The organism is Arthrobacter sp. Hb9-2, assembly GCF_059091165.1.
In genome coordinates this window covers 171,396-192,473 of record NZ_JBNHGJ010000003.1, presented here as the reverse complement: position 1 = coordinate 192,473, position 21,078 = coordinate 171,396, and the positions used below count along the sequence as shown (strand labels likewise).

The following is a 21,078-nucleotide window of genomic DNA, read 5'->3' as shown; positions in this document are numbered from 1 at the left end:
GAGGTAAAACATGCAGTATCCAGCCACTCACCTGGTGGTGATGGGGGTTGCCGGGTCCGGCAAGTCCACCATTGCGGCAGCTCTTTCCCAGCAGCTGGGCTGGGCCTGTGCCGAAGCCGACGAGTTCCACCCGCAGTCCAACATCCAGAAAATGAGCCAGGGCATTCCCCTGCAGGATGAGGACCGCTGGCCCTGGCTGCAGGAGATCCAGAACTGGATGACCGCCCAGGCCAAGGCCGGCAAGAGCACCGTGCTGACCTGCTCCGCCCTCAAGCAGAGCTACCGGCAGCTGCTTGCCCAGGCGGAGGGCCGCGTCCTGTTCCTGCACCTCCACGGCGAAGCGGACCTGATTGGCCAGCGCATGCAGGGCCGCGAGGGCCACTTTATGCCGCCCACGCTCCTGCCCAGCCAGCTGGCAACCCTGGAACCGCTCAGCGACGACGAACTGGCGGCCGGAAGCCTCCGCCTGGACATCTCCAAGTCCCCGGAAGAACTGGTTAGAACCATCATCGCCTCGCTGAAGCTTTCCGCCGGCCAGGCGTCCTAAACACTTACGACTCACCAAGCCCCAACAAAACTCTGTTTCAAAGGAGAACCATGACCATCGAAGGATGGACTCAAACGATGGGTGCAGGCCCACTGCTGCTCATCGCTGCGGCCGCAATCGTCGCGCTGCTGTTCCTGATCATCAAGCTGCGCATGCACGCGTTGCTCGCCCTGATCGTCATCAGCCTGGCAACCGCCTTCGCCACCGGCATCCCCGCCAACCAGGTGGTGCCCGTACTGATTAACGGCTTCGGCACAACCCTGGGCACCGTGGCACTCCTCGTGGGCCTGGGCGCCATGCTTGGCCGCATCGTCGAAACCAGCGGCGGCGCCAAAGTCCTGGCCGACTACCTCATCGGCATCTTCGGCGAGAAGCGCGCCCCCTTCGCCCTTGGCCTTGCCTCGCTGATCTTCGGCTTCCCCATCTTCTTCGACGCCGGCCTGGTGGTCATGCTGCCCGTCGTCTTCGCCGTCGCCCACCGCCTGGGCGGGGGTGTGCTCCGCTACGGCCTGCCCGCCGCCGGCGCCTTCTCCGTGATGCACATCTTCCTGCCGCCGCACCCGGGCCCGGTATCCGCGTCCGCCTTTTTTGAGGCCAACGTCGGCCTCGTAACCATCGCCGGCCTCATCGTTGCCATCCCCACCTGGTACGTCACCGCCTACCTCTTCGGCCTCTACACCGGCAGGAAGCTCGTCCTGCCCGTGCCGGAACTGCTGGGCCATGCAACGGCCGACGCCGAGTCCCACCCGCCGCGCTTCCGCACCATCGTGGGGCTGCTGCTCCTGCCGCTGGTCCTGATCTTCATGAACACCGGACTGAACACGCTGGCCTCCTCCGGCGTGCTGAGCGAGGCCGTCAAGGATGAGCAGTGGTTCCAGGTCCTGCGCACTATCGGTGAAACGCCGGTGGCGCTGCTGATCGCGGTGATCGTGGCCATGTTCGTCCTGGGCGCCAAGCGCGGCAAGGACGCCGGCGCGCTGGAGAAACTGCTCGAATCCTCCCTGGGCCCGGTCTGTTCTGTCATCCTGATCACCGGTGCCGGCGGCATGTTCGGCGGCGTCCTGCGCGCTTCCGGAATCGGCGCCGCACTGGCCGACGTCCTGGGCAACCTGGGCATCCCGCTCATCCTGGCCGGCTTCCTGATCTCGGCCATCCTGCGCATCGCCCAGGGCTCCGCCACCGTGGCCCTCACCACCACCGCGGGACTGATCGCTCCGGCCGTATCGCTGGCCGGCCTGAACGGCATGCAGGTGGCCGCCCTGGTCATCGCCGTGGCCGCCGGCTCCGTGGTGGTTTCCCACGTCAACGACTCCGGCTTCTGGCTGGTGGGCCGTTTCTTCGGTATGGACGTCAAGACCACACTGAAGACCTGGACCGTGATGGAAACCCTCATCGGCGTGATGGGCTTCGCCATCGCCGCCGTGATCTTCCTGCTCGCCGGCCTGGCGGGTTAGCTTCCCCCAACTAGTAGCGCCAGGTGTCGTTTTGAACCTCCAAAACGACACCTGGCGCTACCTATTTTAAGAGGGGGGCCAGTTACGCCTGCAGCCCGGGCACTCCGTCCTGGATCCGGAACGAGGCCTTTGTGCTGACCGGGGAGCCCGGCGTCGTGACGTAGTCAAGCACCCGGAAGTCCGCGGTCATCGCATCCTTGGTGATCCTGGTGTTCACGTACCCGCGCGAATCGTTGTAGAACTTCAGGTGCGGGTTCCAGGCCATGGTCGGGTCCGTGGTGGCGCCCGTGCCGTTGCCGGTGGACGTGATGGACGTGCACACCAGTTCCGAACCCACCACCGGCGACGCGGGGTCCTTGTAGTCCACCTTGAGGTCGTTTGCCCAGTTGCGGTGCACGTCGCCGGTCAGTACGACGGCGTTGCGCACCTTCGCGTCCAGCCAGCCCTGGGTGATGCGGCGGCGGGAGGCGGCGTACCCGTCCCAGCCGTCCATCGAGACGTCGTCCACGTCCAGGGCCTGGGCGCGGTCCCGCTCAGCGAAGAACACCTGCTGGCCCAGGATGTCCCAGTGCTGGGTGGAGTTCTTGAACCCGTCCAGCAGCCACTTCTCCTGCTCGGCGCCGGTGATGGTGCGGTTCTCAGCGAGGCGGTCCGCCACGTTCTTCTTCCAGCCGTCGCCGGCGAGCTGGTCGTCGCGGTACTGCCGGGTGTCCATCATGTGGAAGTTGGCCAGCTGGCCCCACTGGATGGTGCGGTAGATCTTCATGTCGAACCCGGCGGGAACTGACGAGGCACGCAGCGGCATGTTCTCGTAGTACGCCTGGAAGGCTGCCGCCCGGCGCTGCCGGAAGCGCTCCGTGGTGTCATTGAGCTGGCCGGCGTCCCGGTTCTCCGGGACCTCGTCAGCCCAGTTGTTGTCCACCTCGTGGTCATCCCAGACCACCAGCCACGGCGCGATCGCGTGCGCCGCCTGCAGGTCGGCGTCGGACTTGTACTGGGCGTGCCGCTGCCGGTAACCCTGCAGCGTGCTGGTCTCCGGGCCCTGGTGGTCGCGCGGGTTGCCGCCGCCGATCACATAGCTGTCCTTTTTGTATTCATAGAGGTAGTCGCCCAGGTGCAGGACCAGGTCCGGGTGGTCCTGGGCCAGGCGGCTGTAGGCCGTGAAGTAGCCGTGCTCGTACTGGGAGCAGCTTGCGAACGCCATGGCCAGCGCGGCCGGCGTCTCGTGCGGTGCCGGGGCGGTCAGCGTGCGGCCCACCTGGCTGATGTGGCGGCCGCTGCGGAACCGGTAGAAATATTCGCGGCCGGGCTTCAGGCCCTTCAGCTCAACGTGCACGGAGTGGGCGGTTTCGATCCGGGCGTGTTCGACGCCGCGGGCTACTACGGTGCGCATGGTGGCGTCTTCTGCGACTTCCCAGGCGACGGGTACCTGCCGCGAGGGCATGCCGCCCAGGCCGTCCTCGGCCAAAGGATCCAAGGCAAGGCGGGTCCAGATCACGAAGCCGTCCGGCCACGGCTCGCCGGACGCGATGCCGAGCAGGAACGGATCAGTGCGGAGGCCGGCGTCGTCCGCGATGGAGGTGGCGACGGCGGCACCCGGCAGGGCGGCGACCAAGCCGGCCCCGAGGCCGGCGGAAATCAGGGATCTGCGTGAGATGTTGTCCATGCCCTCGACCGTAGGGAGGCCGGTTGGACAGGCTCTGACCAAGATATGAATGAGCGGTAAACTGCGTGACAGCAGTTGTCTTGCGCTACTACTTCGCTGCCCGGGCTTTCGGAGCCTTAGGTTCCTTTGGCGGCAGCCCCGCCACGTACTCCAAGGCTTTGTGGATCCAGGCTTTCGCCCGGGCGTCGTCGCCGTCGCCCTCCTCGTTCCACATCTCCGGGAGCCCGGTGTAGCCGCCCATCGGGCGCTCCGCTGGGCCGAAAGGGACCGTCCGCTCCGCGCTTTCGAGTTCCTGCCGGTCCCCGGGAGACAGTTTGACGCCGATGGTAGGCCCGAAAAGTCCGGCGAACATGTTGCCGTTCACAAAGGCGCCGAGGTTCCCGAACATTGGCTTGACCACAACGTCCGGGCGGTCCGGAACCAGGGACCTGAAGCGTTCTTTGTCCCCGTCCGTCGCTTTTGGCATCTCCATGACGGTCCTCCCTCGGCTCGGCTGGTGTCTGCAGGATATGCCGTGGCAGGGGCGGCAGGGAACACTTGGCCTGCCGGCGTCGTTGTGCCAGAGGCGGCGTGCTCCAGCTTCACGCCTGACGTTCCATCGACCAAAGGACACTCCTTGACCTCTCGCACCATCGTGATCACCGGCGCCAGCGACGGCATCGGCGCAGCAGCCGCGCGGACACTGGTTAAGGCAGGGGAGCAGGTGGTCGTCGTCGGCCGTTCCGAAGAGAAGACCCGCGCCGTCGCCAAGGAGCTCAACGCCGACTACTTCGTCAGCGACTTCTCGGAGCTCGCGCAAGTTCGCACCCTTGCCGCCCAGCTGAAGTCCGACTACCCGCGCATCGACGTCCTGGCCAACAACGCCGGCGGCATCATGGGCAAGCGCGCCCTCACTGTGGACGGCAACGAATCCACGTTCCAGATCAACCACCTGGCGCCGTTCCTGCTCACCAGCCTGCTGATGGACACGCTCGTTGCCAGCCACGCGAAGGTGATCAACACGTCCAGCGCCGCCAACGGCTTTGGCCGGCTGGACCTCTCGGACCTCGCCGCCGAACGCAGCTACTCCACCAACCGCGCCTATGGCACCGGCAAGCTGGCCAACATCCTGTTCACCGCCGAGCTGGACCGCCGTTACAGGGACCAGGGCATTACGACGGCGGCGTTCCACCCGGGCGTGGTCCGCACCAACTTTGCCGCGGAGTCCACCAGCCCCTTCCGCCACGCGTACAAGACCCTGCTCAACAGGTTCATGCTCACCCCGGACCAGGGCGCCGACACAATGCTGTGGCTTATCAACGGCACCCCGGGCAGGGACTGGTTCTCCGGGGCCTTCTACGCCAAGCGCGCCATGTCCAAAGCCAACCCCCAGGCCTACGATGCCGAACTGGCGCGCGGGTTGTGGGAGAAGAGCGAAGAGCTGGTCCGGGCTTCTTCCTGACGCTGCTGGGCTGACCGGAATGCGTAACTCCTAGACTTCCTTGCCCGCACAACCCGCTCCATACCGGGCGTTCGCGTGTGAGCCGGCGCCTAAGAGTTACGCAGCTCCGTCAGCGGACGCGCTCGACGTCGGCGGCAACCTCCGCGTGGCCCCGGGCTGATAACCCGGCAACCACCCCGTCAACGTCCGCTTCGGGCCGGTTCTGGCTCAACTTGGCCTTCGCTTCGATCCTGGTGATCACCAGTTCAACGCCCACGATTGCCCGCAGTTGGCCGGCGACAAAGCGCTCAGGTGCATCGTCCACGCTCCACGGATGCTCAAATTCGCTTTCGTGCACGCCGGTGAGCCGCCGTACCTGACGCTCCAGCCATGCAGGATCGTCATGGATCACCAGCCGCCCGTAGACGTGGGCGGTGGTGTAGTTCCACGTTGGCACAACGCGGCCGTGCTCAGCTTTCGAGGCGTACCAGGAGGGTGACACGTACGCGTCTGCGCCCTGAATGATGGCCAGTGCTTCCCCGACGGCCGGTTCGGACCACTGGATGTTGTTCCGGGCGAGGTGCCCCTGCAGCGCGCCGTGCTCGCCGGCGTCGGGGTCGAAGACAAACGGCAGGAGCGTTGCCAGCAGGCCCTGCTCCGTCATGGTGACCAGGTTAAGGGCGCCGGGCCGGGTAAGCAGGCCGCCGACAGTTTCAGGGTCGGCTGCGAAATGGGCTGGGGTGTACATGGTGCTAGTCCTTTGCGGGCTGAAGGGATGTGGTGCAATGAAGAAGCTGGATTGGCGGCGCCGGGGCAGGCTTGAGACGCACCCGAACTGCGGCGCCTGCGCAGAGGATGACAGCGAGGCCGCCGACGATGGTGGCCCAGGTCAGCGTTTCTCCCAGCAGGAGGGCTGCCCAGCAGAGGCTGAGCACTGGCTGGACGAGCTGGATCTGGCTGACCTGGGCGATAGGGCCAATCGCCAGGCCGCGGTACCAGGCGAAGAAGCCAAGGAACATGCTCACCACGCCGAGATAGGCGAAGGCCGCCCACTGCGCCGGGGAGGCGGACGGTGGCTGCGCGGCGACGGAGAGCGCGGCCAGGACCAGCATCAACGGCGAAGCCAGGACCAGGGCCCAGGCAATGGTCTGCCAGGCGCCGAGCTCACGGGCCAGCAGGCCGCCCTCCGCGTAGCCGATCGCCGCGGCCAGTACGGAACCCAGCAGCAACAGGTCCGCCCAGTGCAGCTGGCCGAGGCCGCCGGACTGCAGGGAACCGAAGACGATCGCCGCAACGGCGCCCACGGCGGTGATAAGCCAGAACGCGAACGGGGGACGCTCGCGCCCGCGGAGAACAGCCGCGGTAGCCGTTGCGGCGGGGAGCAGCGCTATGACCACGGCGCCGTGGCTTGCCGGCGTGCTGGTCAGGGCAAAGGACGTCAGTAGCGGAAAGCCGACGACGACGCCGCCCGCCACCACGGCGAGACGTGCCCAATGCATCCCGCGGGGGAGCCGCTGCCGGGTAAGTGCCAGGGCGGCGCCCGCCAGCACTGCCGCTACTACCGCCCGGCCCGAGCCGATGAACAGCGGCGACAGGCTGGCAACAGCCACCTTGGTGAACGGAACCGTGAAGGAGAATGCCGCGACGCCAAGAAGGCCCAGCCACCATCCGGAGGGCTGCGAAAGCGGTATCACTGTGCGCTTCGAACGAGTAGCGCTACTATTGTCCTTCATGAACAACGATAGCAGTTCCCGGATCGTGGCGCACCTGAAATTGTGGATGGCTGCAGCCGCGCCCGGCGCGAAACTGCCGTCCACCCGTTCCCTGGTGGCCGAATACCAGGCCAGCCCCGTGACGGTGCAGAAGGCGCTGCAGACACTCACTGCGCAGGGCCTCATCGAGAGCAGGCCCGGTGTGGGGACGTTCGTGCGTGCCGCCAGGACTGCGAAGCCGTCGGATTACGGCTGGCAAACGGCGGCCCTGCGCTCACCGCTGGCGGCGCTCCCGCCCGCTTCATCAACCATGCGGGACGTGCCGCTCAATGCCATCTCGTTCCATTCCGGCTACCCGGCGCGTGAACTGCTGCCAGGGCGGCTCGTGCGGGCCGCCCTTACCCGGGCCGCCCGGGGGGACGCAGCGCTGTCGCGGCCGCCGGCCGCGGGCATGCCGGAACTGCAGTCGTGGTTCGCCCACGAACTTGGCGCGTCGACGCCCGCCGGCACCACACCGCCCAACCCAAGCGACGTCGTCGTACTCCCCGGAAGCCAAAGCGGACTGAGTTCGATCTTCAGTGCCCTGGTGGGCAGGGGCCAGCCGCTCCTGCTGGAATCGCCCACCTACTGGGGAGCGATCCTTGCCGCGGCGCAGGCAGGAGTGCACGTTGTCCCGGTGCCCACGGGCCCGGACGGGCCGGACCCGGCGGAATTGACACGTGCGTTTGAGGAGACCGGAGCAAGGGTGTTCTATGCCCAGCCCAACTACGCCAATCCAACTGGCGCGCAGTGGCCGGCTGAGAAGCGCGACCAAGTCCTCGACGTGGTGCGTGCGCAGGGAGCTTTCCTGGTGGAGGACGACTGGGCGCACGATTTCGGCATCAGCTCCAACCCCGTTCCTGTCGCTTCCCGCGACGACTCCGGGCACGTGGTGTACCTGCGCTCGCTGACCAAGAGTGTGTCCACGTCCATCAGGGTGGCCGCACTGATCGCCCGGGGTCCGGCCCGTGAGCGCATTCTTGCCGACCGCGCAGCCGAATCGATGTACGTCAGCGGTCTGCTGCAGGCGGCAGCGCTCGACGTCGTCACGCAGCCCGGCTGGCAGACGCACCTGCGCAGCCTGCGGCACCAGCTGGAGTCCCGCCGCGACCTGCTGGTCACCAGCCTGCGCGAGCACGCCCCGGCAGCGCACATCGTGCAGGTGCCGAAGGGCGGCCTGAACCTGTGGGTACGTCTGCCCGACGGAACCAACCTTGAGCGGCTCACCCGGGATTGTGAAACCGCGGGCGTAATCATCGCTGCGGGAAACGAGTGGTTCCCAGCCGAACCGGCGGGTCCATTTATCCGGCTCAACTATTCAGGGACGAATCCGGGCGCCTTCCCCGAGGGCGCCCGGATTATCGGCCAGATGCTGGAGCGGAACCTGGCTTAGGTGTCAGTTGGCAAGTTCTGCGCAGACGTCAGTGACCGTTCCGTTCCCCGTGAACATTCCACCGACTTCCCTTCCCCTGCGGTCGAGGGTCCAGCTGACGTTTCCGGTAGTGAAGTAGACCCCCGCGGGATGTCCGTTGGCCCTTGGAACAGTGATGACGTTGGGCCCGGTCGCGGTGACGAACTGGCTGCCATCGGCCAGGTATTGGATATGGGTCACGCCGGAAGCGCCGGTATACGTTATCGATTCACCTGAATTGTCTGTGACAGTAATACTCAACCCGGGCCAGATGATTTTCTCCCGATCGCCGGGCAGCGCAACGACCCCGACCTTACCGTCCGCGCTGAGGACTACCTTGAAGCCCGGCAGGGCACGCTAAATGAGCCCTCAATCGGCCCTGGGGTAGCCGCCGCAACGGCCGCTGGCGCGGGGGCGACGAGGGCGGCTGCAGCCAATGCAGCCGGGGCGAGTGCTCGGGTGATGCTGCTGGTTTTCATGGGATCTTCCTTTCAGATGTACTCGGATGAGTGGCTCAAGATTGACTCCAGGGGCTTAAGCCGCCCTCAATTTGCGTTGGAACTCTGGACCATCCTTGGAGCCAGGAGCATGATGGGGTTGATGTTGCCCACAGGGGCACATTGCGGGTGAAGGGCGGGCGCTAGGGGTCGCTGGTCGAGGGTTCTGCGGGGCGGGCTTGGCCTGCTTCGGCAGCCGGTCGGTGAGGGGTGCTCGGGGATGGGCGCACTGTGGATCAGGGCTCTGGGTCCGTTGGAGGTCATAGCCGACGGCGCAACGGTTCCGGTGACCAGCAGGAAACTGCGGATCGTCCTCGAATGCCTGGCGCTGCGTCCGAACGCCAATGTCAGCACCGACTTCCTGGCCGAGGCTGTTTGGGCCGGGCAGCCGCCCGCGCATCCGCTACCGCAGCTGCAGGTTTATGCGGCCAATTTGCGGGGCTTGCTGGAACCGGGCCGGCCTAAAGGCTCCGCCTCCCATCGACTTGCAAGCAGGCCGGGCGGCTATCTGCTGGCAGTTGCGGACGATGAACTCGACCTGCTCCAGTTCCGCCAGTACGTTGCGATCGGTGAACAGGCGGTGCAGGACGGCAAGCTGGCTGAAGGTGCGGGCCGGCTGCGTCAGGCACTGGACCTGTTCAAAGGGCCGGCCTTCCCTGACCTTGCCGACATCGAGCTGCTGGCACCGGACCTGGACGCGCTGGAAGAAGCACGGCTGGACGCGTACCAGGATCTCTTCGACATCGAACTCGCGTTGGGCAGGCATACCGCTGTGGTGGGGGAGGTGCAGCGGCTGGTCGCGGAGCATCCCTTCCGGGAACGGCTATGGGCATCGCTCGCGCTCGCGCTGTACCGTGCAGACCGGCAAGCAGATGCCCTGGCAGCGTGCCGGGAGGCGCGGAAAACCCTCGCAACGGAACTTGGTATTGATCCCGGCGATCATCTGCAGGAGCTTGAAAGACTGGTGCTCCAACAGGACCCGTCACTCGGTGCTCCGGCCGCTAACGGACATCACCGGACCCGGCAGCGCATCGACAACCTGCCTGCTGCCCTTACTCCGCTGGTAGGGCGGGAGGCCGAACTGGGGGAGGTGTGTTCGCTGTACCGATCTGAGGGTTGCCGGCTGGTGACGGTGACGGGTGCGGGAGGAACGGGGAAGACCCGCTTGGCTTTGGCGGCTGCTGCCCGGCTGGGCGAGCGCATGGCCGACGGCGTGGGCTGGGTTAATCTGGCCCCACTCACCCGGGTTCAGCAAGTGCCCGGCGCTATCGTGGCGACACTCGGACTGGAGGCGAGTGCCGGCGAGGATCCGCTGAAAATAGCTTCCCGCTTCCTGCAGACACGCCGGCTGCTTCTGGTTCTGGACAATTTCGAGCATCTGGAGGACGCGTGGCCGGTGGTGCTGGACATGCTGACCGCCGCTCCTGATTTGCGGATCCTGACCACCAGCCGGCGGCGCCTCGGGCTCCGTCCCGAGTACGAATTTGAGCTGGCACCGCTTGAAGTGCCGCCAGTCGACCCGCCGCTGCCACCGCGCCTACTACGCGCCGTGCCGGCGGTGAAGCTATTCCTAAACCGTGGACGGGCAGTTCGCCCCCAGTTCGACGTCAACGATGACAATGCCGCCGTAATAACTCGGCTGTGCCAGCGTTTAGACGGCCTTCCCCTGGCTCTCGAACTGGCCGCAGCCCAACTGCGCCGCCTCACTGAGCGCGACCTCCTGGACGATTTGGAGGTCAGCCTGGCCGCGTTGCCCGACACCTTCCGGGACCTTCCGGATCGGCAGCGGACGCTCACCGCCACGATGGAATGGAGTTACGGACTGCTCCCGGACCCTGAACGCCTGGTCTTCGACCGACTCGGCGTTTTCGCCGGGGATCCCACGGTGACGGCGATTCACGCAGTTTGTGGCCTAACCGCACCTGACAAAACATCCACAGAAGTCCTTTTGTCTGCGCTCGCGGGTCACAGCCTGCTGCGGCGCTACACCGACGACGCAGGGCGGGAACGTGTGTCCCTGCTCCAGTCGATCCGCGAATTTGCGCGGGACCGGCTCGCACTGCTCCCGGAGGAATCCAAAATCAGGCGCCGGCATGCCGAGCACTACCTTGCCCTCGCGGAGGCAGTCGGCCCGCAGTTGTGGGGAGAGGATCAGGTCGACGCTTTCCGGACACTTCACACCGACGCCCTCGACCTCCGGGCGGCACTGCGTTGGGCGGCGGGACCCGATGGTTCAACGGAACTTGCTCTTCGCCTGATCGGAGAACTCTGGCACTACTGGGAGCTCACGGGAGACGTCAGCGAACAGCAGCAAACAGCAGCAACGCTCGTGGAGGCCACGCCGAATGCAGCACCTGAGCTTCGGGCGCCGGCGCTGAGCGGCGCGGCTACCCTGACCTGGACGCTGGGCCGGTTTGACCAGGCGGCCCACCTTCACCGCCGGGCCCTCGAAGCGTTCGAAGAATCCGGTAACGGCCAAGGCATGGCTTGGAGCACGGCGTGCCTGGCCGTGCAGGACGCACAAAGTGGTGATTTCACTAGTGCCGAGCGGCTCGCGGAGGAAGCCCTGTCCTATTCGGGCGTCAGCCGCCGGGTCAGGGTTGGCGCGCTAGTGGTGCTTTCGCGCTCGGCCTACTTTGCGGGCAATTACCCGCGGGCACTTGAACTTTCGCAACTGTGTGTCGAGCTAACCCGGCCGCTTGGGGATCGTTGGCTCCTCGGCATGGTGCTCACCAACCTTGCGGAGAGCATGGAGCAGGCCGGGGACTATGACAGCGCCGAGCGCCTGCTGCTCGAAGCGGTTGGTACTGCCAACCAGCTTGGGGTGCAGGGCACCATGGTCGGTGTCCTCGACTCATTGGCCGGCGTTTACACTTCGCAGAATCGCTACGAGCCTGCCATCCGGCTCCTCGCCGCGGCGGACTCATACCGCATAAGCCACGGTCTGTCGCTGGACCAGGAAGAACGACGACGAGTGGATGCCATCATCAATAGGGCCCGGGCGGAAGCCGGCCCCATCCGGTTCGGCCTTGCCTGGGCTGGTGGAAGTGCACTCAACGTGACGCAGGCAGCCAACGAGGTGCTCCAAAGCGCGCGCCCGCACAACGTCTCCAGCACCTCCGGGAATACACCCCCATCAGCTCCTCCCACCGCAGCAAGCGACGAAAATTCTGCCCCCTGGGCGTAAATATCGAGAAGACCACGCGTGCGATCCTCGCTCCACCCCGTAACAGCGTGCAATATAAGCATGGCTTTATGTCTTTGATGACTGGAAATTCGGCGGGCGTGCTACTTTCGGCACTGCCGACGTGCATTTCTTCGTTTCCCGGGAGCGGGACCAGGGGGACTGCACGCGCCCCATCACACCGATCGACCCCCACATTGGAGACGCCCGTGGAACCCTCAGCACCGCTCACGCTGGATGAGCAGTCGGCCAGCCCGGCAACGCAACAAGTAGAGTCCGGACTTCGCCGTTCCATGGGCCCTCGCCACTTGGTGATGATCGCCATGGGCGGCGTCATCGGCTCCGGCCTGTTCCTGAGCTCCGGCTACACCATCTCGCAGGCCGGACCGCTCGGCGCCGTGATCGCCTACCTGGTGGGCGCCTTCGTGGTGTACCTGGTGATGGCCTGCCTGGGTGAATTGGCCATCGCCTACCCGGTGTCCGGCGCGTTCCACATCTACGCCGCCCGTTCCATCGGCCCCGCCACCGGTTTCGCCACCGCCTGGCTGTACTGGCTCTGCTGGGCGGTGGCCATCGGCTCGGAATTCACCGCCTCCGGATTGTTGATGCAGCGGTGGTTCCCGGACGTCGACGTCTGGATCTGGTGCCTGGTCTTCGCCGCGGTGCTCTTTGGCTTCAACGCCGTCTCCTCCAAGTTCTTCGGCGAGTCCGAGTTTTGGTTCGCCATCGTGAAGGTGGCAGCCATTATCGGCCTTATCGTCCTGGGCGGCGCTGCCCTGTTCGGTTTCCGCCCGCTCAGCGGCGGGGGAGAGCACCCGTTCCTGTTCGAGAACTTCGCCACCGAGGCCGGCCTGTTCCCCAACGGCTTCACCGGCGTCCTGGTCACGGTGCTCGCGGTCTTCTACGCCTTCTCCGGCTCCGAACTGATCGGCGTCGCGGCAGGCGAAACCAAGGACCCCGCCACCAGCATCCCCAAGGCCATGCGCACCACCGTGATCCGCCTGCTCATCTTCTTCGTCGGCGCTATTGCCGTCATCGCCGCCACCATCCCGTACAGCGAGGTGGGCCTGGACGAGAGCCCGTTCGTGACAGTCTTCTCCGCCATCGGCCTCCCGTTCGCCGCCGACATCATGAACTTCGTGATCATCACCGCGCTCCTGTCCGCCGGCAACAGCGGCCTCTTCTCCTGCGCCCGGATGCTCTACTCCTTGGCCGACGAAGGCCACGCACCCCGCGCCTTCAAAAAACTGACCCGCGGCGGCATCCCGTTGATCGCGCTCTCGGTGAGCATGGTGGGCGGCGTCGCGTCGCTGATCAGCAGCGTGGTTGCCCCGGAAACGGTCTACCTGGTGCTGGTCTCGGTGGCCGGCTTCGCCGTGGTGGGTGTGTGGATGTCCATCACCGCCTCGCACTTCTTCCACCGCCGCGCCTTCGTCCGCAACGGCGGCGATGTGTCCGCCCTCGCCTACAGAGCACCGCTGTTCCCGCTGGTGCCCATCCTGGCGTTCTCGCTCTGCGTGGTCTCCCTGATCGGCATCGCCCTGGACCCCGCCCAGGCCGCCGCGCTCTACTTCGGCATCCCGTTTGTGGCCGCCTGCTACATCTGGTTCCACTTCCGGCACGGCCGCAAGGCTGTGCCTGCCAAGTAGCTGTCCGCCACGTAACTGTCCGCCAAGTAACGGGAGCGGACGACGGCGCCAGCCGGGGTTGGCGGCGTCACGCACCTTCCAGAACGGCCGCCGTCGTTCTTTCCGGCGCCCTTCCTGCCGCGCCTTTGCGGGGTGGGTGCCGTGGAAGAATAGGGCGAGGTTTTCGGCGGGGAGGGGCAATGAGCGTGGATTCGTCCGGTGAGGCGTCATCAATGGCGCAGGGCCTGCGGATTGTGCGGCTGGTGGCCGACCGGGAAAAACGGGGCCGGCAGCTGCTGGGTGTTTCGCAGCTGGCTGCCGAGCTGGAAATGGACCAAAGCCGCGTCTCCCGGCTGACCCAGGAACTGTGCGACCTCGGGCTGCTGGAGCGGGTGGACCGCGGCCCGTTCCGGAGCGGTAACCGCTTCTTCAGCCTGGCCGCGTCCTTGAACACCGGCTGGGTCCGGGACGCTGGAACCGAACTCGAGGCGCTGGTGGCCTCACTCGGACTGCGGGCGCGGCTCTCGGTCCGCGACGGCTACCGCGTGGTCATGCTCCGGAGCTCGAGCAACGACGCCGTTCCCGGAAGCTTTGTGAAACCGGGCATGGTGACTCCCGTCTGGTGCACCGGTGCCGGCCGGGCCCTGCTGTGGGACCACGACCGCTCAGCCCTCGATGCCCTGTTGGCCGGTGTGAACTACGTCGGCATCGGGGGCCCGGGTGCTGCCCACTCCACGGACAAGGTGTGGGACCTGATGACGCGGGACCACGCCGCAGGGTTCATCGCCGCCGTCGAGGAATTTGAGCACGAGGTGGCGGAACTCGCGGTGCCTGTGCGGGACGCGGGCGGCGCAATCATTGCTTCACTCAGCGTGCTGGGAAGCCGTGCCCAGATCGGGTCCAATGCACGCTCTTTCGCGGCCGTGCTTGGCCAGGCTGCGGAACGGCTCGGAGCCTTCCGGGCCTAGTCCTGCAGCTGGTAGCCGAGCCTTTGTTCGAGCCACTTGCCCTGGGCCACCAGCGCGGCCGCGCACGCGTCCCGGCGAGGCTCCAGCCGCTCCTTGATGCCGACAATCTGCAGCGCCGCCACCACGTCGCCCTTGAAGTCCCTGATGGGGACGGCCAGCGAGTAGAGGCCCGGTTCGGCCTCCTCGTCCACGATTGTGTAACCCCGTGCGCGGGCGGCTTCGCGGCGTGCCAGGAAGTCGTTCACGCCGGTTGGCGTGTTCGGGCCGTGGCGGACGAAATCCACATCCGCGAACACGGTGCGCACTTCTGCCTCCGACGCCTCCCACAGGACTGCCTGGCCGGCGTCGCTGCAGTAGGCGGGGTAGGGCCGGCCCAGCCAGGAGCCAACGAGGTTGCTGCTGGGGGGAACGCTTTCGCCGATGGTCACTGTGCTGTCGCCATGGAGGACCCCGAGGAAGCACGCCTCGTCGCTTTCACGGGCCAGCGTGTCCAGGGCGGTCCCGCCGTCGGAGTGTAAGCGGCGTTCCGTCAGCAGTTGCGCGTCGGTGAAGATGGACCAGTCCAGGGTGTAGGTGCGCTGGCTGGTCCGGCTGAGGAATCCCTCCTGCTCGCCGCTGCGCAGGTTGCGTGACACTTGGCTGCGGTCCTTGCCCAGCTCCAAGGCGACGTCAGCCACTGTTCCGCCGGGGTGTCCCGCTGCGTGGCGTGCGCCAACAGCAAGGACGGCCATGATGCCGCGGCCCATGCTGGAGGTTTTAGGCATGGAGTCGAGTCTAGTGGACGGCTTTCCTGGCACTGCGCCGGCACTCGTGCCGTGCCGGTTCAGCAGATGGCAAACACCCGCGCCGGGAAACCGCTGCCGCCCAGCGGCTTGGCCCAGGTTGCGATGACGGCGGCCCCGGATTCCGGAAGCCCGTCCAGGTTGGCCAACAGTTCAATCTGCCAGCGGTCCTGCTCCAGGACGTAGGTTTCCAGGCTGAAGTCCTGGCGGGAGGTGGCGAGGCCGGGGTCTGTATCCGTCTGCTCGTGGCCTACGGCTGCAACTGACCGCTCGTTGACCAGGAAGGACAGCACCTCGAAGGACCAGCCTGGCGTGTGGCTCAACCCGTCCTTGTCCCGGTTGGCCATGGCGTCCGGGTCCGGCCAGCGGTTGCTCCAGCCGGTGCGCAGGGCCACGAAAGCGCCCGCCGGGATGGTACCGTTCCGGCTTTCCCAGTCCTGCACGTCCTGCAGGGTGGGGGTGGCATCAGGGTTGCCGGCCACCCGCGAGGTGATGTCCAGGACCACCAGCGGAAGGATCATCTCTTCCACCGGGATCTGGTCCAGGGTCCTGCCGCCGCGGATGAAATGGGAGGGCGGGTCCACGTGTGTTCCCCACTGGCCAACGATCGTGTACCGGTGGGCGGTGAACCCGTCACCCTTCTCGAGGTCGAAGAGTGCTTCGCGTTCCTCATCCGGGAAGGCCCCGAAGTGTGGCTGGCCGGGGTGGAAGGCGTGCGTCAGGTCGACAAATTGCCTGCCCGCGAGGACTGAGTGCAGGCTCTCCCAGAGGGAAACGGTGGCGGCGTCTGTCATGATGCAGCAGCTCCTTGGGGCACCAGTGCACTGCTGGAAACGCTGATGGGTCCGGTGAGTTCGATGACAGGCACTTCCCAAGGGTGGATCTCCACGATCTGGCGCATAAAGCGTTCGACGGCGGCGTCCTCCAGCGAGGCATCAAAGTAGGTGGTGAATACGAAGGTTGGCGACAGGGTCTGCTCGCCTACGCGTCCCAGCGTGGGGTTGGCGCCCTCGGCCGTCGTGAACCCTTCGAAACCCAGGCCGGATTCGAACACGTGCTTGTAGTTGCCAAAGTCGCCCAGCTCCCGGAACTGCGTCAGGGCCTGGAGCAGATGGGCGATGCCCGGATCGTCCCGGAAGGCACTCGCCTTGCCTTTGGCGAGCTGTGCAAAGGTGGTGCCGCTGATGGGCCAGTGCACGCGCAGCTTGCGTACCGGGTGCAGTTGAACGTTCAAGGCCTGTCCTCTTTCCTCCCGCCGGGCTGACGGTTGCCTGCCATCGTGACAGAAAGAAATAATCATTACAAGCATAAGAAAATGCGTATTATGATTGAATGCCTTCAAATGCGGTCCTGTCATCCCTGCTGGAAACCGACGGGTACCTGCCCGCGGACGGCGCCCTGGCCACCGAGCTCGAGGCCCGCGGCTGCAACCTGGATGATCCCTTGTGGTCGGCCAAGGTCCTGCTCGAGCAGCCGCACCTGATCAAGGATGTCCACCGCGACTATTTTGCTGCCGGTGCCAGGATTGCAACGACCGCCAGCTACCAGGCCACGCCCCAGGGGTTTGCCGCGCGGGGGATGGGGGAGCAGGAGGCGCTGGAGCTCGTGGCGTTGTCGGTGCGGCTGGCGGACGAAGCCCGCCAGGAGCACCTTGCCGCTAACCCCGACGCCGGACCATTGCTCATTGCCGGCTCCGTCGGCCCGTACGGTGCGTACCTTGCCGACGGCTCCGAATACCGCGGGGACTACGCCCTGACGCCGGGTGAATTCCGGGACTTCCATCGTCCCCGCATTGCCGCATTGGTGGAAGCCGGCGTGGACTTCCTCGCATGCGAAACCCAGCCGTCATTTCCCGAGGCTGAGGCGCTGCTTGCACTCACCCGGGAGTACGACGTCGAGTCCTGGTTCTCCTTCTCGCTACGGGATGGCAGGCACATCAGTGACGGCACCTCGCTGACAGCCGTGGCCGGACTCCTGGGCGCGCAGCCCTTGGTTGCCGCGATCGGCGTGAACTGCGTGCCGCTGCAGCTTGTGACGCCTGCGCTCGCAGCGCTGCGCCAGGCCACTGACAAGCCGTTGCTGGCGTATCCCAACTCCGGCGAGACCTACGATGCCGTCACGAAAACCTGGGCACCTGCCGCAACAACGGGAAGCACCGGGTCCGGTCCCGCCGCAGGCAACGTTGCCCAGCCACGCAGCATCGCCGCGGGGACCGCAGCATGGCGTGGAGCCGGTGCCCGCATCATCGGTGGTTGCTGCCGGACGACGCCCGGCGATATTGCCGCCGTCGCAGCTGCCATCCGGGGCGCTTAGCCCTCAAGCCGCCCGTAAACGCTGATCACGTTGCCCTTGCTGGTCCGGTACTGGTCCTGCAGCACCAACCGGGTCATCGGGTCGCCGTCCTCGAAGAGGCGGCGGCCGCTGCCGGCCACCACGGGGTGCGTCATCAGTGTGAGGGAATCCAGCAGCCCGGCGAATAACAGCTGCCGCGTGACCGAGATGCTGCCGCACACGGCGATCTCACCGCCGTCGCGCGCCTTTAACTTGGCCACGAACTCTTCCAGCGGGGCGTCCATCAGCTGCGAATTCTGCCACTCCAGCGGTTCCTTCAGCGTCCGGGAAGCCACAAACTTCTCCACGGGATTGATGAAGCCTGCAAAGTCCTCGTCCACGGAGGCGTTGGGCCAGTAGCCCGCCCATTCCTGGTAGCTCACACGGCCCAGCACCACGGAGTCCACAGTTTCCATCATCCGGGTCAGGCCCACGCCGAGTTCATCATCAAAGCTGTCGAACTGGAACTTGTAAGGATCCGACACCACGCCGTCCACGGAATGGAACAGACCGGCTGTGACTTTACGCATGGGAACCTCCAGGTTGGCACCATTGGTATGGGCAAGCCGGCTCCAGGTGGCCGGACAGGTCCACCGTATTAGCTGCATCCGCGGCAGGGAAGGGGGCTGCCCGCTGAACCGCCGGCGGAACTCTAAGGCGGCCCTGGCGTTAGGTTCATCACCACCGCCTGCGTGTTGCCGGAATTCACGGCCCGGCAGCCTCATACTGGTGTTGAGCGGCTGTTGCCGTGCCCCGGCCAGGCAGGAGGAAGTGCATGGAAACCCTGAAAAAAATCGTGTCCAACCAGTATTTCCCGGCCGCCGCGGTACTCGCCGCAGTGGTCCTTTTCTGGGCCGTTGGGCTCTTGGGCGGCCTGTCGCTCCTGCACAACAACCAGCCCCCGCTGACCACCCTGACCTGGATCTTGTTCGTCTACGGTGCGGCAGTGCTCACCCCGCTGGCCGGCGTCCTGGCCGCGACCGATTTGGTCCGGCGGTGGAAGCGCAACCGGGCCGCCGAAGCAGCCTACGCGGCTGAAGAAGCGTACGCCGTTGAAGAAACTTATGCAGTTGAAGAAGCCCACACCGCGGAAGCAGCGCACAGTGAGCCGATGCCGGACCAGCGGGCAGCATCCCAGCAGGCCGCATCCCAGCAAGCGGCACCCGCCGCCGCGCCGCGGCCCGGCCAGAATACGGCACCCGCTGGACCGAAGAAGAGCGTCAAGCAGGCCGGACGCAAGCAGGCCGCGTAACGCCGTACTTCGGTTGATGCGCCCTACCGGGCCTTGAGAGCGTTGAGTGCCTCTTCCGCGTGGTGCAGGGCATACTCCAGCCGCTCGCCGGGTTCCGGCAATGAGAACAGGTACCCCTGCATCGAATCGCACTCCAGCGCGGCCAGGTAGTCAGCCTGGGCAGGCGTCTCCACGCCTTCGGCCGTCACTGTCAGCCCCAGGCTGTGCGCCATATTGATCATCGAACTGAGGATGGGCAGCCGTTCGGCGCCCGTGCGGACCATCGAGATAAACGTCTTGTCGATTTTCACCGTGTCCACCGGCAGGTCCTGCAGCCTGCCCAGCGAGGAATAACCGGTCCCGAAGTCGTCCAAAGCAACCCGGGCTCCGGCATCCCGCAGTGTGCTGAGCTGTCTAATCAGGCTGCAGTCGGCGTCGAAAAACACACTCTCAGTTACCTCCAGCACCAGCTGGTATGGGGCCACTCCGCTGGCGTCGGCGAGGCGGAGCACCTGCTCGGCGAAATCCGGTTCCTGCAGTTGGACGCCTGAAACGTTCACGGACAGGGAGCGGGACGGGTCCTCGCTGAGCCAGGACGCCAACTGCACCATGCCGAGGGCCATCACCTCCGCGCCGATCTCGCTGATCAGCCCGGTGCGTTCAGCCAAGGGGATGAATACCGACGGCGGGACGCGCTCGCCGCCCCGGTTCCACCTGGCCAGCGCCTCGAACTTAACAACCTGGCCCATGCGGTGCGAGACAATCGGCTGGAAGTCCACCGAGATTTCCCCCCGTGCCACGGCCAACTGCAACCCGCTTTCCATGTCCGTCCTTTGCACCAGGGCCGCCATCATGTCCGGGTGGAACCTCAGGAAGCGGTTTTTGCCGGCAGCCTTGGCAGCGTACATGGCGATATCCGCGTGCCGCAGCAGCTCGGACGCTCCTACGCTTTCCCGGCCCAGTGACGCCAGCCCCAGGCTAAGGCTGGGCCGAAGCACAGTGCCGTTGATGGTCACGGGCACGTGCAGGCACCGGACAATGCAGGCAGCAATCGCATCCGCGTCCGGGCAGGCAGTCAGCAGCACCACAAACTCATCGCCCCCGAGCCGGGCCACCACATCGGCGGTGGGCACGCAACCACGCAGCCGGCGGGCCACCTCGATCAGCATGTCGTCGCCGGCCTGGTGCCCCAGAATGTCGTTGACTTCCTTGAAATCGTCCAGGTCCAGAAGGAGGACATCCACTGCCTTCAACCGCGGCTCTGTCAGTGCGTCCACCAGTCCGTCATTAAAGACGGCCCTGTTGGCGAGTCCGGTCAACGGATCCTGGAATGCCATGGTGCGCAGTTTCTCCGCCTGGGCGGCGAGGTCGAGCATCGCCTGGTGCGCCTGCTCCTGGGCCTTCCGTCGCGGAGTAACGTCCCGGAAACTCCACACCCGGCCAACGATGTTGTCGCCCACGCGCTGCGGGCGCGAATACCGCTCGAAGGTGCGGCCGTCCTTAAAGTCCACCACGTCGTGGCTTTCAGCTGCAGGGTTGTCCTCCAACTCGTTGACCCGGCCCATAAAAGCGATGGGATCTACTACCTGGGCAACAACGAGCCGCATAATCGGTTGTTCACTGTCACCGTCCAGCAGGTCCGGCGGGATGCCCCACATTCGGAGGAACTGGTCATTGAAACCGGCCACGCGGCCCTCGGCACTCATAACCAAAATGCCGTCTGCCGTGGACTCCAGGGTTGCAGCGAGCAGGGACATAGCCTCGCGCAGGTCCTCGTTCGCTGCCTTCCGGTGCGCCGTACCGCGGACGGACAACAGCAGCTGTGGTGCCGTTTGGCTGCCGCCGCGGCCATTGGCGGCGAGGTCCGGGACCAGTGATGCGGCTACCTCCGCCGAAAACTCGGTCCCGCTGCTGTGCACCCCGTAAACCTCCCGCGGCTGGGGGTATTTCCCGGGCTGCGTGAGGAGCTGCTGGAAGAGTTGGTCCACCTCGTCGCGGAAGCCCTCCGCAAGCAGCGCCTGGTGGTTCCGGCCCGTCAATTCTTCGCAACTGGCCCCGAAAAGCCTCTCGGCGGCGGCGTTGGCCATGGTAATGGTGCCGTCGGGTGCCAATGCGAGGAGTGCGTCGGGGCTGGCGTCCAGCACTGCCCCAAACCGTTGTGCTGTGAAACTCTTGCTGTGGCTTCGAGAATCAGCCATGTCACCACCC

19 protein-coding genes are annotated in these 21,078 nt (G+C 65.9%); 9 read left to right on the top strand and 10 right to left on the bottom strand.

The window, feature by feature from the left end; translation table 11 throughout:
- Window positions 1-10 precede the first annotated feature (10 nt).
- Both AC5RV1_RS03745 and AC5RV1_RS03740 read left to right on the top strand, forming a co-directional pair.
- Window positions 11-547: a gluconokinase gene (locus tag AC5RV1_RS03745; protein ID WP_493993581.1), complete on the top strand. Its 537-nt coding sequence runs from the start codon at window positions 11-13 to the stop codon at window positions 545-547.
- 50 nt (window positions 548-597) lie between these two features.
- Window positions 598-2,001 (top strand): GntP family permease, encoded by a 1,404-nt coding sequence (locus AC5RV1_RS03740; RefSeq protein ID WP_493993580.1) that lies wholly within the window; start codon window positions 598-600, stop codon window positions 1,999-2,001.
- Between the two features lie 82 nt (window positions 2,002-2,083).
- On the opposite strand, the gene AC5RV1_RS03735 is transcribed toward AC5RV1_RS03740, so the two are convergent.
- Both AC5RV1_RS03735 and AC5RV1_RS03730 read right to left on the bottom strand, forming a co-directional pair.
- Complete coding sequence (locus AC5RV1_RS03735; RefSeq protein WP_493993579.1) at window positions 2,084-3,667, bottom strand: alkaline phosphatase D family protein; 1,584 nt, start codon at window positions 3,665-3,667, stop codon at window positions 2,084-2,086.
- Window positions 3,668-3,755: 88 nt separating this feature from the next.
- Window positions 3,756-4,139, bottom strand: a complete 384-nt coding sequence (locus AC5RV1_RS03730; RefSeq protein ID WP_493947539.1) for a TfoX/Sxy family protein — start codon at window positions 4,137-4,139, stop codon at window positions 3,756-3,758.
- A gap of 144 nt (window positions 4,140-4,283) precedes the next feature.
- On the opposite strand from AC5RV1_RS03730, the gene AC5RV1_RS03725 reads away from it, so the two are divergent.
- Window positions 4,284-5,108 (top strand): SDR family NAD(P)-dependent oxidoreductase, encoded by an 825-nt coding sequence (locus AC5RV1_RS03725; protein WP_493993578.1) that lies wholly within the window; start codon window positions 4,284-4,286, stop codon window positions 5,106-5,108.
- A gap of 109 nt (window positions 5,109-5,217) precedes the next feature.
- Here the strand turns inward: AC5RV1_RS03725 and AC5RV1_RS03720 are convergent, their stop codons facing one another.
- Window positions 5,218-5,835: an FMN-binding negative transcriptional regulator gene (locus AC5RV1_RS03720; RefSeq protein ID WP_493993577.1), complete on the bottom strand. Its 618-nt coding sequence runs from the start codon at window positions 5,833-5,835 to the stop codon at window positions 5,218-5,220.
- A gap of 4 nt (window positions 5,836-5,839) precedes the next feature.
- Window positions 5,840-6,820 (bottom strand): DMT family transporter, encoded by a 981-nt coding sequence (locus AC5RV1_RS03715; protein ID WP_493993576.1) that lies wholly within the window; start codon window positions 6,818-6,820, stop codon window positions 5,840-5,842.
- Between AC5RV1_RS03715 and AC5RV1_RS03710 the strand changes: the two genes are divergently transcribed.
- A complete protein-coding gene (locus AC5RV1_RS03710) occupies window positions 6,819-8,231 on the top strand; it encodes an aminotransferase-like domain-containing protein (protein ID WP_493993575.1) in 1,413 nt (470 codons plus the stop codon). The genes AC5RV1_RS03715 and AC5RV1_RS03710 overlap by 2 nt on opposite strands.
- 3 nt (window positions 8,232-8,234) lie before the next feature.
- On the opposite strand, the gene AC5RV1_RS03705 is transcribed toward AC5RV1_RS03710, so the two are convergent.
- Window positions 8,235-8,450 (bottom strand): hypothetical protein, encoded by a 216-nt coding sequence (locus tag AC5RV1_RS03705; RefSeq protein ID WP_493993574.1) that lies wholly within the window; start codon window positions 8,448-8,450, stop codon window positions 8,235-8,237.
- Window positions 8,451-8,966: 516 nt separating this feature from the next.
- Here AC5RV1_RS03705 and AC5RV1_RS03700 point away from each other — a divergent pair.
- The 3 genes from AC5RV1_RS03700 to AC5RV1_RS03690 all read left to right on the top strand — a co-directional run bounded on the left by AC5RV1_RS03700 (window position 8,967) and on the right by AC5RV1_RS03690 (window position 14,526).
- The gene (locus AC5RV1_RS03700) at window positions 8,967-11,933 is read left to right on the top strand and encodes an AfsR/SARP family transcriptional regulator (RefSeq protein ID WP_493993573.1); all 2,967 of its coding nucleotides are present in this window, start codon (window positions 8,967-8,969) and stop codon (window positions 11,931-11,933) included.
- A 206-nt stretch (window positions 11,934-12,139) separates the two neighbouring features.
- The gene (locus AC5RV1_RS03695) at window positions 12,140-13,579 is read left to right on the top strand and encodes an amino acid permease (protein ID WP_493993572.1); all 1,440 of its coding nucleotides are present in this window, start codon (window positions 12,140-12,142) and stop codon (window positions 13,577-13,579) included.
- A 185-nt stretch (window positions 13,580-13,764) separates the two neighbouring features.
- On the top strand, window positions 13,765-14,526 hold the full coding sequence (locus AC5RV1_RS03690; protein WP_493993614.1) for an IclR family transcriptional regulator: 762 nt from the start codon (window positions 13,765-13,767) through the stop codon (window positions 14,524-14,526).
- Here AC5RV1_RS03690 and AC5RV1_RS03685 read toward each other — a convergent pair.
- Genes AC5RV1_RS03685 through AC5RV1_RS03675 form a run of 3 tightly spaced genes read right to left on the bottom strand, consistent with a single transcriptional unit; the run spans window position 14,523 to window position 16,542 of the window.
- Complete coding sequence (locus AC5RV1_RS03685) at window positions 14,523-15,290, bottom strand: IclR family transcriptional regulator (RefSeq protein ID WP_493993571.1); 768 nt, start codon at window positions 15,288-15,290, stop codon at window positions 14,523-14,525. The two genes, AC5RV1_RS03690 and AC5RV1_RS03685, sit on opposite strands and share 4 nt — an antisense overlap.
- Before the next feature lie 59 nt (window positions 15,291-15,349).
- Entirely contained in the window at window positions 15,350-16,102 is a 753-nt protein-coding gene (locus AC5RV1_RS03680) for a cyclase family protein (RefSeq protein WP_493993570.1), read from the bottom strand.
- Entirely contained in the window at window positions 16,099-16,542 is a 444-nt protein-coding gene (locus tag AC5RV1_RS03675; RefSeq protein ID WP_493947529.1) for a hypothetical protein, read from the bottom strand. Before AC5RV1_RS03675 ends, AC5RV1_RS03680 begins: the two co-directional genes overlap by 4 nt.
- A 98-nt stretch (window positions 16,543-16,640) precedes the next feature.
- Between AC5RV1_RS03675 and mmuM the strand changes: the two genes are divergently transcribed.
- The gene (gene mmuM / locus AC5RV1_RS03670; RefSeq protein ID WP_493993569.1) at window positions 16,641-17,621 is read left to right on the top strand and encodes a homocysteine S-methyltransferase; all 981 of its coding nucleotides are present in this window, start codon (window positions 16,641-16,643) and stop codon (window positions 17,619-17,621) included.
- Here the strand turns inward: mmuM and AC5RV1_RS03665 are convergent.
- Window positions 17,618-18,169 carry a dihydrofolate reductase family protein gene (locus AC5RV1_RS03665; RefSeq protein WP_493993568.1) on the bottom strand — a complete coding sequence of 184 codons (552 nt, stop codon included), beginning with the start codon at window positions 18,167-18,169 and terminating at the stop codon, window positions 17,618-17,620. The two genes, mmuM and AC5RV1_RS03665, sit on opposite strands and share 4 nt — an antisense overlap.
- Before the next feature lie 245 nt (window positions 18,170-18,414).
- Here AC5RV1_RS03665 and AC5RV1_RS03660 point away from each other — a divergent pair, with 245 nt between their 5' ends.
- Entirely contained in the window at window positions 18,415-18,891 is a 477-nt protein-coding gene (locus AC5RV1_RS03660) for a hypothetical protein (RefSeq protein ID WP_493993567.1), read from the top strand.
- Between the two features lie 23 nt (window positions 18,892-18,914).
- Here AC5RV1_RS03660 and AC5RV1_RS03655 read toward each other — a convergent pair whose 3' ends face one another.
- Window positions 18,915-21,068 (bottom strand): putative bifunctional diguanylate cyclase/phosphodiesterase, encoded by a 2,154-nt coding sequence (locus AC5RV1_RS03655; protein WP_493993566.1) that lies wholly within the window; start codon window positions 21,066-21,068, stop codon window positions 18,915-18,917.
- Window positions 21,069-21,078 lie beyond the last annotated feature (10 nt).

What these genes read in the sequence shown, in the direction of transcription:
- AC5RV1_RS03745 (WP_493993581.1), top strand. Translation starts at nt 11, where the DNA reads ATGCAGTATCCAGCCACTCACCTGGTGGTGATGGGGGTTGCCGGGTCC.
- AC5RV1_RS03740 (WP_493993580.1), top strand. Translation starts at nt 598, where the DNA reads ATGACCATCGAAGGATGGACTCAAACGATGGGTGCAGGCCCACTGCTG.
- AC5RV1_RS03735 (WP_493993579.1), bottom strand. Translation starts at nt 3,667, where the DNA reads ATGGACAACATCTCACGCAGATCCCTGATTTCCGCCGGCCTCGGGGCC.
- AC5RV1_RS03730 (WP_493947539.1), bottom strand. Translation starts at nt 4,139, where the DNA reads ATGGAGATGCCAAAAGCGACGGACGGGGACAAAGAACGCTTCAGGTCC.
- AC5RV1_RS03720 (WP_493993577.1), bottom strand. Translation starts at nt 5,835, where the DNA reads ATGTACACCCCAGCCCATTTCGCAGCCGACCCTGAAACTGTCGGCGGC.
- AC5RV1_RS03710 (WP_493993575.1), top strand. Translation starts at nt 6,819, where the DNA reads ATGAACAACGATAGCAGTTCCCGGATCGTGGCGCACCTGAAATTGTGG.
- AC5RV1_RS03715 (WP_493993576.1), bottom strand. Translation starts at nt 6,820, where the DNA reads ATGAAGGACAATAGTAGCGCTACTCGTTCGAAGCGCACAGTGATACCG.
- AC5RV1_RS03700 (WP_493993573.1), top strand. Translation starts at nt 8,967, where the DNA reads ATGGGCGCACTGTGGATCAGGGCTCTGGGTCCGTTGGAGGTCATAGCC.
- AC5RV1_RS03685 (WP_493993571.1), bottom strand. Translation starts at nt 15,290, where the DNA reads ATGCCTAAAACCTCCAGCATGGGCCGCGGCATCATGGCCGTCCTTGCT.
- AC5RV1_RS03680 (WP_493993570.1), bottom strand. Translation starts at nt 16,102, where the DNA reads ATGACAGACGCCGCCACCGTTTCCCTCTGGGAGAGCCTGCACTCAGTC.
- mmuM (WP_493993569.1), top strand. Translation starts at nt 16,641, where the DNA reads ATGCCTTCAAATGCGGTCCTGTCATCCCTGCTGGAAACCGACGGGTAC.
- AC5RV1_RS03665 (WP_493993568.1), bottom strand. Translation starts at nt 18,169, where the DNA reads ATGCGTAAAGTCACAGCCGGTCTGTTCCATTCCGTGGACGGCGTGGTG.
- AC5RV1_RS03660 (WP_493993567.1), top strand. Translation starts at nt 18,415, where the DNA reads ATGGAAACCCTGAAAAAAATCGTGTCCAACCAGTATTTCCCGGCCGCC.
- AC5RV1_RS03655 (WP_493993566.1), bottom strand. Translation starts at nt 21,068, where the DNA reads ATGGCTGATTCTCGAAGCCACAGCAAGAGTTTCACAGCACAACGGTTT.